Annotated in this window: 9 protein-coding genes; 6 read left to right on the top strand and 3 right to left on the bottom strand. The window is 58.3% G+C overall.

What is annotated here, in order from left to right:
• Positions 1-29: 29 nt before the first annotated feature.
• Positions 30-917, bottom strand: coding sequence for a 3-keto-5-aminohexanoate cleavage protein (locus KBY02_RS13750; protein ID WP_104684296.1), 888 nt, complete (start codon positions 915-917; stop codon positions 30-32).
• 73 nt (positions 918-990) lie between these two features.
• Positions 991-1,935: a choline ABC transporter substrate-binding protein gene (locus tag KBY02_RS13755; protein ID WP_011268082.1), complete on the bottom strand. Its 945-nt coding sequence runs from the start codon at positions 1,933-1,935 to the stop codon at positions 991-993.
• Between the two features lie 193 nt (positions 1,936-2,128).
• On the opposite strand from KBY02_RS13755, the gene KBY02_RS13760 reads away from it, so the two are divergent.
• Both KBY02_RS13760 and KBY02_RS13765 read left to right on the top strand, forming a co-directional pair.
• Complete coding sequence (locus tag KBY02_RS13760) at positions 2,129-3,073, top strand: GlxA family transcriptional regulator (RefSeq protein WP_225650578.1); 945 nt, start codon at positions 2,129-2,131, stop codon at positions 3,071-3,073.
• A gap of 749 nt (positions 3,074-3,822) precedes the next feature.
• Positions 3,823-8,961, top strand: coding sequence for a RecQ family ATP-dependent DNA helicase (locus KBY02_RS13765; RefSeq protein WP_024641467.1), 5,139 nt, complete (start codon positions 3,823-3,825; stop codon positions 8,959-8,961).
• A gap of 240 nt (positions 8,962-9,201) precedes the next feature.
• On the opposite strand, the gene KBY02_RS13770 is transcribed toward KBY02_RS13765, so the two are convergent.
• Positions 9,202-10,116, bottom strand: a complete 915-nt coding sequence (locus tag KBY02_RS13770; RefSeq protein WP_003347707.1) for a LysR substrate-binding domain-containing protein — start codon at positions 10,114-10,116, stop codon at positions 9,202-9,204.
• 310 nt (positions 10,117-10,426) lie between these two features.
• Between KBY02_RS13770 and KBY02_RS13775 the strand changes: the two genes are divergently transcribed.
• From KBY02_RS13775 to KBY02_RS13790, 4 genes are all read left to right on the top strand, one after another.
• Positions 10,427-11,449, top strand: a complete 1,023-nt coding sequence (locus tag KBY02_RS13775; RefSeq protein ID WP_003400830.1) for a zinc-dependent alcohol dehydrogenase family protein — start codon at positions 10,427-10,429, stop codon at positions 11,447-11,449.
• Positions 11,450-12,041: 592 nt separating this feature from the next.
• Positions 12,042-13,544, top strand: coding sequence for a hypothetical protein (locus KBY02_RS13780; protein ID WP_225650572.1), 1,503 nt, complete (start codon positions 12,042-12,044; stop codon positions 13,542-13,544).
• 91 nt (positions 13,545-13,635) lie between these two features.
• Complete coding sequence (locus KBY02_RS13785) at positions 13,636-15,042, top strand: PLP-dependent aminotransferase family protein (RefSeq protein WP_104652739.1); 1,407 nt, start codon at positions 13,636-13,638, stop codon at positions 15,040-15,042.
• Between the two features lie 105 nt (positions 15,043-15,147).
• A complete protein-coding gene (locus KBY02_RS13790) occupies positions 15,148-17,475 on the top strand; it encodes an ATP-dependent DNA helicase (RefSeq protein WP_032657338.1) in 2,328 nt (775 codons plus the stop codon).
• Positions 17,476-17,495: the final 20 nt, after the last annotated feature.

Here is a 17,495-nt window from a genome sequence, read left to right on the forward strand (position 1 = left end):
AGAGTGCGGTGATTTATGTCTCGGAGGCATTAGCCGCGCTTGGTAAGGCCCATCTTGGTGCGGCCTTCTGCCGGGCTCATGACTCGCGCGCCCAGACGGCTGAGAATTTCACTGGCGCGCTCCACCAGTTGGCCGTTGGTGGCGAGCACGCCCTTGTCCAGCCACAGGTTGTCCTCCAGACCGACCCGGACGTTGCCGCCCAGCAACACCGCTTGCGCGGCCATCGGCATCTGCATGCGGCCGATGCCAAAACCAGCCCACACCGCGTCGGCTGGCAGGTTATCGACCATGGCTTTCATGGTGGTGGTGTCGGCTGGTGCGCCCCATGGGATACCCAGGCACAGCTGGAACAGCGGGTTATCGAGCTGTCCTTCCTTGATCATCTGTTTGGCGAACCACAGGTGGCCGGTGTCGAAAATTTCCAGCTCGGCCTTTACGCCCAGTGCCTGGATACGTTTGGCGCCGGCACGCAGTTGCGATGGGGTGGACACATAAATAGCGTCGCCGTCGCCAAAGTTCAGGGTGCCGCAGTCGAGGGTGCAGATTTCCGGCAGCAGTTCCTCGACATGGGCCAGACGTGTCAGCGGGCCGACCAGGTCGGTATTGGGACCAAACTCCATCGGGTGCTCACCGTCGCCAATCTCCAGATCGCCACCCATGCCAGCGGTGAGGTTGACGATGATGTCGATGTCGGCCTCCCGAATACGCTCCATCACTTCGCGGTACAGCGCCACGTCGCGGCTGAATTTTCCGGTGTGCGGGTCGCGCACATGACAGTGCACCACGGTGGCACCGGCCTTGGCCGCCTCAACCGCGGCGGCCGCGATTTGCTTGGGCGTGACCGGTACGTGAGGGCTTCGGGCGGTCGTGTCGCCAGCACCGGTGAGTGCGCAGGTGATGATGACGTCGTGGTTCATGGGGGGCTCCTTACAGGCGTGAGGACGCCGTTCGCGACCACGGATGCTCGCGAAACGGCCGTTCAAAATCGGGTTATTGGCTGCTCGATTGAAGGTTTGCCGCAGCCGGTTTGCCGTCGAAGGTGGTGACGCCTTCCAGCCAGCGCGCCTGGTCTTGCGGATGGTCTTTGAGCCATTGTCTGGCGGACTCAAGAGCATCCTTGTGATCCAGTAGCGGCTGCATCATCCGGCTCTCGTCGGCGGCGGTGAACGTCAGGTTAGTCAGCAATTTGTGCACGTTGGGGCACTGTTCGGCATAAGTCGGCGAAGTGACCGTCCACACAGTGGCCATGCCCTCGTTCGGGCCCAGGGCGTCGTCGCTGCCATTGAGGTAAGTCATCGCCACGTTGACGTTCATCGGGTGCGGCGTCCAGCCGAAAAACACCACGGCTTCCTTGCGGCGGACGGCGCGGTCCACGGCGGCGAGCATGCCGGCTTCGCTGGACTCCACCAGCTGGAATTTGCCCAGACCGAACTGGTTTTTGGCGATCATCGCCTTGATCTGGGTATTGGCGCCTGAACCAGGCTCGATGCCGTAGATTTTGCCGCCCAGTTCCTTCTCGAACCTGGCGATATCGGCAAAGGACTTCAGGCCCTTGTCCGCTAGGTAAGTCGGCACGGCGAGGGTGGCGCGAGCGTCTTCCAGGCTCGGTTTGTCGAGCACTTTGACTTTCCGGGCCTCGACAAACGGCGCGATGGTCTGGGTCATCAGCGGGTTCCAGTAGCCCAGAAAGAGATCCAGGCGCTGGTCGCGGATGCCGGCGAAAATGATCTGCTGGGACGCGCTGGTCTGTTTGGTCTTGTAACCGAGGCCGTCGAGCAACACTTGGGTCATGGCGCTGGTTGCGATCACGTCGGTCCAGTTCACCACACCCATGCGCACGTTCTGGCATGAAGCGGCATCAACTGCCATTACATTGCTGCTCAAGAGAGCGCTGGCGCCAAGTGCAAGCACGCTGCAGCCAATCAGTCGGTTCATGGTGGGGCCCTCGGCAGATCGTTATTGTGGGGTGCCGGCGTCTTTGTGCACCGTGGAAGCAAATTACCCTGCCTGGAGGGCGCCGAAGCGTACTGCAGCGACCCACTTTTGCACTGCGGCGACCTGCCTCTTGAATGCGCTCATGAACGGGAGTATCAACGTGCCACGCTGCAGGTCCGACGAGAGCGCCACGATGGCCCAGGATTTTTATTTTTTGCTGATGCCGGGCTTCTCGGCCATCGGCTTTATCTCCGCGCTGGAGCCCTTGCGGGTGGCCAACCGCTTTGGTGGCGAGCTGTACCGCTGGCACGTCCTGAGCGCCGATGGCGGCGCGGTACAGGCGAGCAACGGCATGTCGGTCAACGCCGACGCGGCGCTTGAGTCGCTGAAAAAAGGCGCGACCCTGCTGGTAGTGGCTGGCTTTGAACCGCTGCAGTTCGCGACCCCGGCCCTGCAGCAATGGCTGCGTCGCCTTGATCATGAAGGCGTGACCCTGGGCGCCATCGACACTGGCGCCTGCGTGCTCGCTGAAACCGGCTTGCTCGATGGCCATCGCCTGACCCTGCATTGGGAAGCCATCGACGCGTTCAAGGAGTCCTACCCACAGCTCACCGTGATCCAGGAACTGTTCGAGATCGACCGCCGCCGCATCACCTGCGCAGGGGGCACAGCGTCCATCGACCTGATGCTCGACCTGATCGCCCAGGCGCACGGCCCCGAGTTGGCGATTCAGGTGTCCGAACAATTCGTACTGGGGCGCATCCGCACGCGCAGGGACCACCAACGCATGCAGATCGCTACGCGCTACGGCATCGCCAACAAGAAATTGGTGCACGTGATCGGAGAGATGGAGCAGCAGACCGAACGCCCCCTCAGCACGCTGGCCCTGGCCGAAGCGATCAACGTCACCCGGCGCCAGTTGGAACGCTTGTTTCGCCTGCACCTGAACGACACGCCGAGCAACTTCTATCTGGGCCTGCGCCTGGAGAAAGCCCGGCAACTGCTGCGGCAAAGCGGTCTGAGTGTGCTGGAAGTAAGCATCGCCTGCGGGTTCGAATCGCCGTCGTATTTCACTCGCAGCTATCGAGCACGGTTTACGAAATGCCCGAGGGAGGATCGGCGGCGGGAGGGGATTTGAGTGTTGTTTTCAGGGGGCGGGATTGGGCTTTGCGTAGGCGGGTTTTGGTGTTGGTTATAGCTGTAATCTCCGGCTGGTGTTGGTAGCAGTAGAAACAGGAGCGCCGATTTGAGTGATTATGTTTGCGCGTTTAGCGGGCGGTCTGTAGAGGTGTAGGCGATGGGGAGATAATTCGTTTAGAGGCTATCCGGATTTCCCCAAAAACATTTTTACTGGGCTCTGGGCCGGTGGTTTCAGTTTGAAAAAATCTTTATATGCCCTCAATTTTTCCCCCAGTCAGACGGCATATATGAACGATCATGAATGGCGATTCAAGATACGGTCTGAGATCTTCCAGGTTGTGTGGGAGCTTCTGATGAAAGACAATGCCGAAATAAGTCGTCACACGGGTGAAGCACATATGTAGGACTCGCTCGAACAGCGTCTGCTTTGCTTCGACGAGCTCGTCCAGCCCGATGAGGAACACCGCATCGAACTAGAGCACTTTGATATGTTGAACATCGAACACCCGGATATCGTAATGATTACCCAATGACTGGCCATCGACACAGGGGACTGGGAGAAAATTTCTGCTCTCTAGCTTCTCGGTAAGCGCTTCTGAGACGGGTTCGCTTGCTTCATAAATCCCAATCCTCGACACCACCTGCCCATGTTGGAACTTCACCGCAATCTCGCGTACCTATCCGCACTGTGCCATTTGAAGTTAAAATGCCAGTATGCGAGAGGTTTATTACAAGGATGCTGTTCAAATGGTTTTACCGGATCAACCTAAAAGCCTGATTTTTGACCTGGAAGTCGTCCCCGGCAAACCCAATCAAACTGACCGCATATTTATGGTTGGTGCGATGCGTCCTGATAAGGACGAGGAGCTTGAGCATAAGGTCAACAAGGACTTGCCTGCAGTGCTTGAGGCCCTTGATCGCTTAGGGCAGGGCGCTAGCTTTGTACTTGGCCATAACGTTATCGACCATGATTTACCCATACTTCTAGAGCAAGCTGCGCATCTGGCATTACACCAGCTGCCGGTGATAGACACCCTACGCCTATCGCCTTTGGCCTTTCCACAAAACCCGTATCACCGGCTGGTCAAAGATTACAAACTCGTTCGTGACAGCCTCAACTCACCACTGTCCGATTGCCGCTCAACCTTGACACTGTTCAATGATCAGCGGCGAGCATTCAAAGATCTGAGTATTAATCTGCAATCAGAACTGCTCTGCTACCAAGCGCTGCTCGCTCCAATGCCAGATAGCGACCTGGGGGCGTTCTTTACCTCGATAACTGGTCAGGCGCCTAGATCCCTCAAAGAAATTCGTCACCTGATCCCAGAGCTACTTAGGGAAACTGACCCAACGTTGACGCGCACTTCCAAGGTTTGCAGTAAACGACTGAACCAGTTGTTGCAACGCGACCTCATGGACGACAGCCAGCGTTGGCCACTTGCTTATGCGCTGGCCTGGCTGCGCGTGTCAGGCGGCAACTCGGTTCTGGCACCTTGGGTACGCCATCAATTTCCTGCAACAGGTAAATTGATTGCTGAACTGCGTGATATTCCCTGCGGGGAGAGCCAATGCGACTATTGCAGCACCACTCATGATCCTCGCCACGAGCTCAGGCGCTACTTCGCTCCTATTCAGGACTTTCGGACCGAACCAGACGGACGCTCCTTACAGCATGACGTGGTGCTGGCAGGCATGCAGGGCAAGCACGTGCTCGCGATTCTTGCGACAGGGGGCGGAAAATCCTTGTGCTACCAGTTACCGGCGCTGAACCGCTTTCACCGCAACGGCAGCTTGACGATCATCATATCGCCGCTGCAGTCGCTGATGAAAGATCAGGTCGACGGCCTACTGGCTCGTAACGTCCAATGCGCTGCAACTTTGAATGGTCTGTTGACCATGCCCGAGCGGGCAGAGGTGCTGGAGAAGATCCAATTAGGCGATGTGGGCATTTTGCTGGTATCCCCCGAGCAGTTTCGCAATATGGCTTTTCGCCGCGCGATCTCCCAGCGTCAGGTCGGCGCCTGGATCTTCGATGAGGCGCATTGTTTGTCCAAATGGGGCGCAGATTTTCGCCCGGATTACCTCTATGTATCGCGCTTCATCAAGCAGTTCTCTGGGGACGGTCCGCTCGCAGCGATTGGCTGCTTCACGGCTACGGCCAAACCTGATGTGCTTGAGGACATCGAACAGCATTTCAAAGAGCAGTTGGGCATAACCTTCAAGCACTTTATCGGTACCCACGAGCGTACCAATCTGCACTTCGAGGTCCTGCCGTGTTCTCGCTCAGAAAAGCGCCACCATGCTCAGACGTTAATTGAGGAAGAGCTAGGCACCAGCGAGGGTGGCGCGGTGATATTCGTTTCAAGCCGAAAAGGCGCTGAAGAGCTTGCAGACTTTTTGATCGGCCACGGATGGGCTTGCAAGTACTTCCACGCTGGGCTGGAGCCACATGAAAAAAAAGATATTCAGGACGCCTTCAAGGGCGGGGAACTGAAGATTATCGTGGCCACCAACGCTTTTGGCATGGGCGTCGACAAACCCGATATTCGCTTGGTGATACATGCTGATATTCCGGGGTCGCTCGAGAACTACTTACAAGAAGCCGGTCGCGCCGGTCGCGATCAAGGGCAGGCTCGGTGCGTACTTCTGTATGACGCTCAGGACATCGAAAACCAGTTCGGGATGTGCGAAGGTTCGAAACTGACCCTGCGTGATATCCAGCAAATCCTGCGCAAGTTGCGCAAGGAGAGCGACCGACGCAAGGGCAGCAGGCTCGTCATCACTGCCGGTGAGGTGCTGATGGATGAGCATGTTGATACTAGCTTTGAAGCCGGAGAACGTGATGCTGAAACCAAGGTAGCCACGGCAGTGTCCTGGCTTGAGCGAGGGCAGTTTTTAAAACGGGAGGAGAACCAGACCCAAATCTTTCCGGCAAGCCTGAAGTTGACTAAGGAGGAGGCCGATAAGCGTCTGGCCACCGTTAAGTTATCGGCCAGGCGGCTCGAAGAATTCAGGGCTATCTTGAGTTATCTGTACGAAGCTAATGTCGACGAGCGAATCAACACCGACGCCTTGATGGCTCTGACTAGCCTCACGTCCGAAGAAGTCACTGCGACACTGCGTCAGATGGAGGACCTGGGGCTTTTGGTTAACGACTCTAAGCTGACCTTATACGTCCGACATGGGGTCGTGTTCCCTTCCACTCAACGCCTGCAAGCTACCTTACAGCTCGAGTCTGCCTTGTTCGACCTGCTGCAGGAACTGGCGCCTGAGGCCGAGAGTGGGGAATGGCAGGACCTGAACGTGCCACTGTTGACCTCGACGCTCAAAACAGCTTCTGGTAACAAGGACCTGATACCGCTTCACGTGTTGCGACTGCTGCGCAGCCTGGCCCAAGATCACGACAGCAATAGCCAGCAGCGCAGCAGTTTCGAACTGCGCCAGATCACTCAGGATTTCCTCAAGTTGCGCATCCGCGGCGGACACAACTGGAGAGCTATTCAAGGGCTGGGAGAGCGTCGACGTGCTTTGGCCGCTGTCGTCCTCACGTTTTTGATTGGCAAATTACCGCCGGGTTCACGCAACAAAGACCTGTTAGTGGATACTACGTTCGGCGAACTTATGGGCCTGATTGATCTGGATCTTGAGCTGCGCACTAGAATCCCAGAGTCGCAGCGCCGCAAGGCCGTTGAGCACGTACTGCTGTACCTGCATAAGCAAGAAGTGATTACGCTGAACCACGGCATGACAGTCATGCGTCGGGCTATGACGATTGAAGTCGAGGGGGGAAAGCGCACCGGATTCCTGAAAGATGATTATCAGCGTCTTGATGAGCACTACCGAGAAAAACGTATTCAGGTTCACGTCATGCGCGAGTATGCCGAGGTTGGGCTTGGCTCGATGGGCTATGCCCTGGATCTCGTTCAGCACTATTTCACACTAGCCAAACAGGAGTTCATTCGCCGCTACTTCGTAGATCGCGAGGAGGTACTTAAGCTAGCCACGAGTGAGGAATCTTGGCGTAGCATTGTCGAGAAGCTTAGTGCTGCTCAGCGGATCATCGTGTCCGATGATGATGATGTGAATCGCCTGATTCTGGCTGGGCCCGGCTCCGGCAAAACGCGTGTGATCGTGCATCGAATCGCTTACCTGTTGCGAGTTCGTCGCGTTCCGGCGCGCTGTATCGTGGCTTTGACGTTCAACCGGCATGCAGCAAATGAGATCAAGCAGCGCCTGATCAAGTTGGTTGGCGCTGATGCCTTTGGGGTCAACGTGATGACGTATCATCGCATGGCCATGCGCCTGACGGGCACTCGCTTCGAGCGAGGTGAAACGCTTGAAGAAGGGCGATTAGCCCAGGTGATGGGAGAGGCTGTTGAGTTGCTTGAAGGCAAGCGTCAGGTAGAAGGGGAGGACGATCTGCGCGAGCAATTGATGCGAGGCTACCGCTACATCCTCGTTGATGAGTACCAGGACATTGATGACCTACAGTATCGGCTCGTAAGTGCGCTGGCCGGGCGTAAGTCTGAAGAAGAAGGGCGCTTGTGCATTTTGGCAGTCGGTGACGATGATCAGAACATCTACGCCTGGCGGGATACGAATAACCGCTATATAGAGCGCTTTCGCGATGAGTATTCGGCTACAAAGAACTATCTGGTCGACAACTACCGTTCCAGCGGTCGCATCATTGATGCGGCTAACCGGGTTATTGGTCGTAACCCAGATCGCCTGAAAAAGGACCATCCGATTCAGATTGATACTGTTCGTCGCGCAATGCCGAAAGGCGGTGACTGGGAAACCCTCGACATTGAGCGGGAGGGGCGCGTGCTTCGCCTCAAAATAGACGCTCAGGGCCACGCACGGGTTAATCTGCAAGCCCAGGCAGCGATGACAGAGTTGCAGCGCCTGCTCAGTTTGGACAGCGAGGATTGGCATGGGTGTGCCGTGCTAGCCCGCACCCATCAAAACCTGCTGCCCCTTCAGGCGTGGTGTGAAGCTCACGGCGTTCCATATTGTTTGGCAGCCGACAAGGAAGGTGTCTTACCTCTCACCGCTCAACGTGGCTTCGTGCAGGCTGTTGAAATACTAAGAGAGATTACCGAACCGCTGAGTGCCTCCGAGACATGGACATATCTAGGTAAGAGGCAGCTCGGGCCAGAATGGTACGACATGTTACTCGTCGCCTTTGATCAGCTAACAGCCGAGTTCGGACAATGTCCGCTAAGTGCTGAGATCCTGCTCGATTGGCTCTATGACTATTTCCGGGAGCTGCGTCAGCAACCTAGAAAGGGTCTCTATCTGGGCACTGTCCACTCCGCCAAAGGCCTGGAGTTCCGCCACGTAGTCGTGCTTGACGGCGGCTGGTCCACGCAGCCTGAAACGCTTAGCGATGAGCGTCGACTCTACTACGTGGGCATGACTCGCGCCGAGCAGACTTTAACCTTGTGTGAATACCCAGAAGGCAATCCTTTCTGCAGCCAACTTACGGAAGAGGTCATGGCGCGAACCTTCCAAGGAGAATACCTTGCGGAGCTGGAGAAGCGTTACCTACAACTCTCTTTGAAGGACATTGATCTTGATTATGCTGGGCGTCAGAACCCTACGGCATCAATACACAAGGTATTGGCAGCGCTTGAACCTGGCGACATGCTTTCGTTTAAAGCTCATGAAGATAGATATCTGATTCAGGACGCCAACGGTTATGTTATTGGCCGCACAGCAAAATCATTCAGCCTAGATCTTGATATTGAGGAGTGTGAAGTGGCGGCTGTTTTGGTTCGGCGTTCTGACCGGTGTGAAGAGTCGTTTCGAGCTTATCATCGTTCGCAAGAGTGGGAGCTAGTCGTGCCGAGAATCGCTGGCCGGGTCGTAATGAGCGATACATAACTTTGACGCTAATCTACCTCGAGCAGTAGTTTAGCTAATAGCGCTACTGTCGATGCTATTTGAGTTGATCTGTGGTTGGAGCCAGGACACCAAAATCGCATACCGTATTTACAACGCCCGTCCGGAAATAGCTGCCGTGCAGCTGTCGTATTTTTGATACCAGGTGTCGTGCGCAGTACTGCATCTCCATGACCTATGAAAAGCCAGAAATAACCAGCTAAACAGCCTGCCCAACGCCCCCTAAAGACTATCCGGATCCCCAAAAAACATCTGAATCCGCGACCTCAACCAACGCTCCCCGGGGTCATTATCCTGCGCGCCGCGCCAGGCCATGTGCAGTTCGAACGTTCGGGTTTCAATCGGCAGGTCTTCAGAGCGAACGCCTCCCGCGGCAGTCAGGACCTGCGCCGCATAGTCGGGCACGGTGGCGATGATGTCGGTGCCGGTGAGCAGTGTGGCCAGGCCGTTGAACTGGGGCACGGCGAGGACGACGTGGCGTTTGCGGTCGAGTTTTTCCAGATGTTCGTCGATGAAGCCGCTCAGGTCGCCGGCGAAGGAGACCAGTGCGTGGGGGCGGGCGCAGAAGTCGTCGAGGCTCAACGGGCCGGGTATGGAGTCGGCGCGCAGCAATTGCGGCTTGCTCCTGCGCAGGACCTTGCGCTTGGCGTTGGCGGGCAGGTCCTGGGTGTAGCTGACGCCGACCGAAATCTCTCCGGAGGCGAGCAGGGGTGGCATGAGGATGTAATTGACCCGTCTGACCACCAGCACAATGCCCGGCGCTTCAGAGCGCAGACGCTTGAGCAGGGTAGGCAACAGTGCGAACTCGACGTCATCGGACAGGCCGATGCGGAACACCGAGGTGCTGGTCGCCGGGTCGAACTCCGAGGCACGGCTGACCGCTGTCGAGATGGAGTCGAGTGCCGGGGAGAGCAGGGCGAAGATTTCCGTCGCTCGGGCGGTGGGCTCCATGCTGCGCCCGGTGCGCACGAACAGTGGATCATCGAACAGGCCGCGTAGCCGCGACAGCGCAGCGCTGATTGCCGGCTGACCGAGAAACAGCTTTTCCGCCGCACGCGTGACACTGCGCTCATGCATCAGAGTCTCGAAAACGATGAGCAAATTGAGGTCGACGCGACGCAGGTCGTTGCGATTCATGCGGAATATCTCGGGCCATTTGTCGGTTGAGGACGTGAGCAGGGTGCGATAGTACGAGCAAATGCGGGTCGGGCGCAGCGAAAATTACTGTGGGGGTTACTGAATGTCCACACGGCTTGCAATGTTTCGTCGACATGCGAACAATGGCGGCCATTACGCGCATCGACGCCCGGACGCTGTCTGGCTGCGCCGTGCAGCGCACAGGACACAATCGATGACAGGCATGTCGACTATTAATAGCCACCGATGGTGTTGCCGGCAATGCCCGGATAAAGTTTGTGGCATCAAGGTTCACCAGGCGAGGTTCTAAATGTCCCGCACGATCCGTTTCCACCAGTTTGGCCCGGCCGAGGTGCTCAAAGTCGAAGAGCATCCTGTCGCGTCGCCTGTCACCGGCGAGGTACAGGTGCGTGTTCAGGCCATCGGTGTCAGCTGGTACGACGTTCTTTGGCGGCAAAATCTCGCGGCTACCCATGCCCGGCTGCCTGCCGGTCTGGGTTATGAGATGGCTGGCGTGGTTACCGCGCTGGGCGACGGTGTGGATGATCTGCAAGTGGGCGACAAGGTCGCCAGTTTTCCTGCTGCCGACGCCAATCAGCACCCGGTCTATGGCGAATCCATCGTCATGCCGCGTCGGGCGCTGACCCGCTATCCGGATGCGCTGACGCCGGTCCAGGCCAGCGTGCATTACACGCCGTATCTGGTGGCTTACTTTGCATACGTTGATCTGGCGCGTATCAAGTCCGGGCAGACCGTACTGGTCACCGACGCCAGCCACTGCTCCGGCCCTGCATTCGTGCAGTTGGGCAAGGCGCTGGGGGCTCGGGTCATCGCCGCGACCAAGACCGAAGACGCCCGCGAGTACCTGCTGTCCCTGGGGGCCGACAAGGTGGTGGTCACCGAAGAACAGGACTTGTTGATGGCGATCAACAAGTACACCGACAACCGTGGTGTCGATGCCGTCTTCGATGGTCTTGGCGGTCCGCAGATGTCGATCATGGGCGATGTGCTTGCGCCGCGTGGCAGTCTGGTGCTGTATGGCCTGCAAGGCGGTAATCAGACACCGTTCCCGGCCTGTGCCGCATTTCAGAAGAACATCCAGTTCTACGTGCATTGCCTGGGCAATTTCACCGGCAAGCCCGAGCTGGGCATTACCCAGGATCAAGAAGCGCTGCAGCGTGCCTTGCAGGACATCAACCAGATGACTCGCGACAAGGTGCTTATGCCATTGCAGACGCGCAGCTTTCCGTTCGACCAGGTAGTGCAGGCGCACCGTTACATGGATGTCTGCCCGATTGGCGGGCGTGCGGTGCTGGAAGTCGAGGCGGTCTGATTCATCACCTCCTTGTCAGCGCGGGTTATTGAAAAGCCTTCCGAACGGAAGGCTTTTTGCATTCCATATTGCAAAAGAGCCGCCAGGCATTAAACGACGTCGAATGATGCACCTGTCAGTTTGCCGAGACGTGCAGAACTGTGAATGAACAGTGACAATAAAAACCCGCAACAGGGTCGACGTGATTGTTTATTTGAGTGTATGAGTTCTGTCAGTGAAAGCGATATTATAAATATCATGTCCTACGCGTCAGAATGAAATATTAACGGCGGCGGGTGCCCGGCAGCCTGTGGTGACGCCTGAGCGGCCTGGCTGCTGGGGTTGCAGGCTGTTAAGTTCAAAGGGAATCGCTTGTCGCCGGCGTTCGGTGACACCTTTAAACAGCGTGTTTAATCAGTTGAAAGTTCGCCCTGAACTGCACTGTTTTTCAATGCAAACTGTCTATTGTAATTGTTTTAAAGATACTGATAATGCGTCGGTAATTACCACTCAGGGAATGAGTCATGCTCGACTATAAATTGGGTTGTCAGCTTGATGTTCAATGTGCTGTCTGCACCGTGTCATGTCTTGAGCGACAGGCAGGTGACACACAATGAGTTCTATCCACGAACAGGCAATGAATTATGTCTACCAGCAAGTGTTGCAACGCTTGTTGGGATACTTCTCGCGAGCAGAGCGCACTGCGCTGCAGTTGTTGATCCAGCGCCTGATTGTGGCGGCTGGCGGCATTGAGCGAATTTCCGGCTTCAAGGTGCTGGTGGCGTTCGGTGGTGGCAAGGACAGTGCCTACACACTGGCCTTTTTGCGCGCTGCCCAGTTGAGTATTGCCTGCCGCTCGCCCGGTACATTCAGCCTGCGGGTTGCCAATCGGCGTCACGCGGGCATGACTCATGCGGTGATGGATAACATCAACCGCACCTATTCTGCGTTGTTTCTCTACGACGACCCGCGTGTCGAGATGTTGGTGATCGACAATCAGTACACCCAGGCCTTCGAGCCGGACCTGCCTTTTTCCAGCGCGGGGCGTGAGCAGAATCGTCTGGACATGCTGCTGGGTGGGCACCTGTCTGCTGGCGACGCCCGCACCACGTTTTGCAATACCTGTTACCTCGGGCTGGCGGAGTTTCTGGGGCGCGCCCTGAGCTGGGGCAGTGGGGTTGATGCGGTGGTCAGTGGCGATTCGCTCAGAGAGCAGCGTCAGTACGCGACCTGGATCATGCGTCTGGCCCAGCGTACCGGGCAATACTCGGGCAGTTGGGGCAAGCAGACGCTGGCCAGCGTGCTCAATGTCATCGATACGATTGGCCAGGCCTACTACCACGAGCTGTACGGTGAGGGCGATGACAGCACGCCCGCAAGCCGAGCCATGGCGCTGCCTGAAAAAAGCAGCTCGCCGGCGTTCATCACCATTGCCGATCTGGTCAGTTGCAAGGCGGACGAACACTGGAACCTGCTGACCGAATTCCTCGATTTCCGCTTCGATGATCTGTCGTTCAGCTTCAGTGAATCCGATTGCGCCAACCCTTTGTTGATGGCCCACATGCGCGGCCTGACGGCGCAGTACCTGCAAGCGCGTACTTATGCCGACGGGATCGCCGAATACCTTGAACTGGCGACGTCACTGATGCGCAGAAAGCAGATGCCGCCACGATTGATCGACCAGACGCTGAGCGCTTATGCCGGTCGGGCGCGCATCGAGGCGCGCCGCGAGCTGGCATCGAGCTTCGCTCAGGAGGGCTTCGGCCTGAACGAGACTCAACTGGTGTGCATGCTGTTTTCGCCGTTCGTGGATCATGGCCATGGGCTGGAGTCGTTTCTGCGCAGTTGCCACCCTGGGATGCTGGTAGCGCTGCCGGATCTGCACAAGGCGCTGTCGGGTTCGACGGCGCCGGATCAGGTCATGCAGTGGCTGGTGGATATCAGCGGTTTGAGCCTCAAGTCGTTGCACAACCTCTACGGCAAGCAGCGGGTGAACTTCGACGACCCGCAGTCAATCATCGCCAGAATCCGCGCTGCCGACCCCGACAAGCGCCGGATCATGACCGTTGATCCGGCGACGGGGCAGGCAGTGGCCGAGATGCTCTCGGGACGCTGATCCGGTCGCCAAACATGACTGCTGTCGGTAAACGGCGTTGGTCATGCAGCGATGTTCTGAAGCCTGTTCTGGTTGAGCGGCGGGTACCTGCATGAAAAACAACACGGATTTCGCCTATCAGGCGGTCTACCGCTACCTGGTGCGTCTGGTTGACCAGCAGCAGGGCGAGCCGGCGCTGAAAATGCCGTCACTGCGACAGCTGGCGCAGCGCCTGAACGTATCGATATCGACGGTGCAAAGCGCCTATTCATTGCTGGAAAAGGAAGGGCGCGTCTATTCGCTGCCCAAATCGGGTTATTACTCGGTACCGCGCAGCTTGAATGCGCACGGTCACGTAGTGCCTGACGCAGACGGCGATCTTTTGCAGGCCCTGTACGCCAACGCCCGGCGTCCCGGCATGGCGTTGCTGGGTTGCGATGAGCCGGCGCTTTTGCTCGCCCAGGACAGTCCGCTGCCGGCGATGGAGCGCGAGCTGGGCAGGCATTACCCGCCCCCGCGGGACCCGGTTTTTCAGCCATTCGGCGAGCTGGAACTTCGCACGGCAATTGCCGCCCGTTACACCCACGATGCAGCGCATTGCTGGCACGCTGACAATGTCTATGTTGCCGCTGACTTTCATGGCGCATTCAAGGCGGTGCTTGGCACGCTGCGGCTGCGCGGTGGCACGGTACTGGTGGAATCGCCCTGTGCCTGGGCGTTGCTGCGCCTGCTGCAATCGTTCGACATCCGGGTTATCGAGCTGCCGCTGGATGAGACCGGCAGCCTTGATGCGGCCCGGCTTGACGGCGTATTGCGCGGCCATGACATCGGCCTTGCCGTATTGCCCTCGCTGCTGAACCCGGTGCGAGGCAGTGTGCGTCCGCAAGACAACAGCCAGGCTGTCGCCGAAGTGCTCAATCGTCATCAGGTCTGGGTGTTGGAAAACGACAGTCACGCCGGGCTGCAATTTGCTGCCGGGCAGGCCCCCTTGCGCGACTGGATCGACCCGCAGCGGCTGGTGATCATCGGCGGATTCGAGAAGAGCCTCGGGCCTGAAGCGCCCTATGCTTACCTGCTGTGCAAAAGCCTGGATGCGCATTGGCAGCAGTATTTCTGCCTGCGAGCATTCGAACTGCCGCCGCTTCGGCAAAGGGCCATCGCCAGGTTATGCAGCAGCGGGCGTCTGGACAGGCATCTGCTGGCGTTGCGAGAGACGCTGAGCAGACGCATGCAGGCGATGACGCAGCAACTGGATGAACAGACCGGCGGGACACTGCGCTATCAGCTGCCCGAGGGCGGCTGCGGCGTGTGGGCCGAGAGTGCGTACCGGGTGGACATGCGTCAGGTCTTCGTTACGTTGCTGGCCCAGTCGATCGTCGTCAGTCCTGGCGAGCTGTTCACTTTGCAGAACCGCTACTCGCAACATCTGTGGGTCAGCTATGCGACTGACTGGACCCGTGAACCTGCCAGGCTGCTGGGCGCGCTGGCAGAGGCATTAAGTCACGCTCGTCTGCCATAGGCGTCGACATGGCAGGCCGTCGATCCATTTGTGTTTGCCAGACATGGTGCAAGGTTGTTAACTGGACGCCTGTCCAGTATTCACAACCAACGGCTCCCCAGCGCAGTGACCCCGAACGCCCCCGTAAACCCTGATCCCGAGCCTGTCCTCGCCAGCGACCTGCCTGCACGTTATGTCGTCGCCGTGCGCGCGTTGTGCGAGTTTACCGCCAAGGTGGGCGACCTCGACCTGCGCTTCACGCCGTCACCCACGGCTCAGGAAGGCATTGCCGGGCACCGCACGGTCGCCGCGCGGCGCGGTGCCGATTACCAGGCCGAGCTGTCGTTGAGTGGTGATTATCGCGAGCTGACGGTAAGGGGCAGGGCGGACGGCTATGACGCCAGTCGCAATCAACTGGAAGAGGTGAAAACCTATCGCGGTGAACTCGACGCGATGCCCGCCAACCACCGTCAGTTGCACTGGGCGCAGGTGAAGGTCTACGGCTGGCTGCTTTGCCAGCGCCTGCAGCTTGAGGAAGTGACGCTGGCCTTGGTGTATTTCAACATTGTCAGCGAGCAGGAAACCCTGATTCGCGAGCCGTTCAGTGCGGCCACGTTGCAAGCGTTCTTCGAACGACAGTGCACGATATTCCTCGGCTGGGCGCAGCAGGAGCTGGCGCATACGCAGGCGCTGCACACGACGCTGGGCAGCCTGAAATTCCCTCACGCGTCCTTCCGTACCGGGCAGCGGGTGCTGGCCGAGTCGGTGTACAAGGCCGTCAGTACCGGCTGTTGCCTGATGGCTCAGGCCCCGACCGGTATCGGCAAAACGGTGGGCACGCTGTTTCCCTTGCTCAAGGCCGCACCCGGCCAGAAGCTCGACAAGATTTTCTTTCTCACCGCCAAGACACCAGGGCGTCGCCTGGCACTGGATGCACTGAAAGTCATCAATCACAGTGCGCCGGAGCTGAAGCTGCGGGTCCTTGAGCTGGTGGCGCGTGACAAGGCCTGCGAGCATCCGGACAAGGCCTGTAATGGTGATTCCTGTCCGCTGGCCAGCGGCTTTTATGATCGTCTGCCAGCCGCTCGCTCGGCGGCGTTGACGTCGCCGTGGCTGAATCAGGCGGGCGTACGCGATGTCGCCTTGCAGCATCAGGTTTGCCCGTATTATTTGAGCCAGGAACTGGCGCGCTGGGCTGACGTGGTCATCGCGGACTACAACTATTACTTTGACCTGAGCGCGCTGTTGTTCGGCCTCGGTCAGCTCAATCAGTGGCGCGTTGCGGTGCTGGTCGATGAAGCCCACAACATGGTCGAGCGGGCACGCCAGATGTACAGCGCGAGCCTTGACCAGAGCCAGCTGAAAGCCTTGATCCAGACAGCGCCGGAACCGGTGAAAAAAGCCTTGCAGCGCCTGGATCGCCAATGGAATGCGCTGCACAAGGCACAGCCCGGTACCTATCAGGCTTATTCGGCAGCACCGGAAAAATTCATCGGCAGCCTCAACCAGAGCATCTCGACCATCGGTGATCATTTCAACGAGCACCCGCAGGCCGTGGATGGCACGTTGCAGGGGTTCTACCTGGACGCCATCGGCTTTGCGCGCATCGCCGAGCTGTTCGATGAGCATTTCATTTTCGACATCACCCGGCGCGAGGCGGGCGGCAAGCGCGTTCTGTCGCGCCTCAGCCTGCGCAACGTCGTCCCTGCGCGTTTCATCCGCCCGCGCCTGACCGCTGCGCGCAGCACGGTACTGTTTTCCGCAACGCTCAACCCGCGCCACTATTACGCGGACCTGCTGGGATTGCCGGCCAATACCGCATGGATCGATGTGGAATCGCCGTTTCACCACGATCAGCTCGATGTGCGCATCGTCAGTCGCATTTCCACTCGCTTCACTCATCGTCAGGCTTCGCTGGCGCCGATTGTCGAACTGATGGCCAAGCAGTTCGATGCTCGGCCGGGCAATTACCTGGCGTTCTTCAGCAGTTTCGATTACCTGCAGCAGGTCGCCGAGCTGATGGCGCGCACCCACCCGCACATCAGCCTCTGGCTGCAGGCACGGGGGATGGGCGAGAGTGAGCGCCACGCGTTTCTCGACCGGTTCACCCTGAGCAGTCAGGGCATCGGTTTTGCCGTGCTGGGCGGCGCGTTTGGTGAAGGTATCGACTTGCCGGGCGCACGCCTGATCGGCGCGTTCATCGCCACCCTGGGGCTGCCTCAGCTCAATCCGGTCAACGAACAGTTCAAGCAGCGCATGGCGGCGCTGTTCGGTGCCGGTTACGACTACACCTACCTTTACCCCGGCGTGCAGAAGGTGGTGCAGGCTGCGGGGCGGGTTATCCGCAGCCAGAGTGACAGTGGTGTGGTGATGCTCATCGATGACCGTTTTGCCGAGCACAAGGTGAAGCAGTTGTTTCCAGCGTGGTGGCGGCCCGAAACGTCGATGGCCTGAGCTCGGTTGCCGTTTTGGCG

It is taken from the genome of Pseudomonas sp. P129 (genome assembly GCF_020312195.1).
GTDB classification, from domain to species: Bacteria; Pseudomonadota; Gammaproteobacteria; order Pseudomonadales; family Pseudomonadaceae; genus Aquipseudomonas; species Aquipseudomonas fragariae.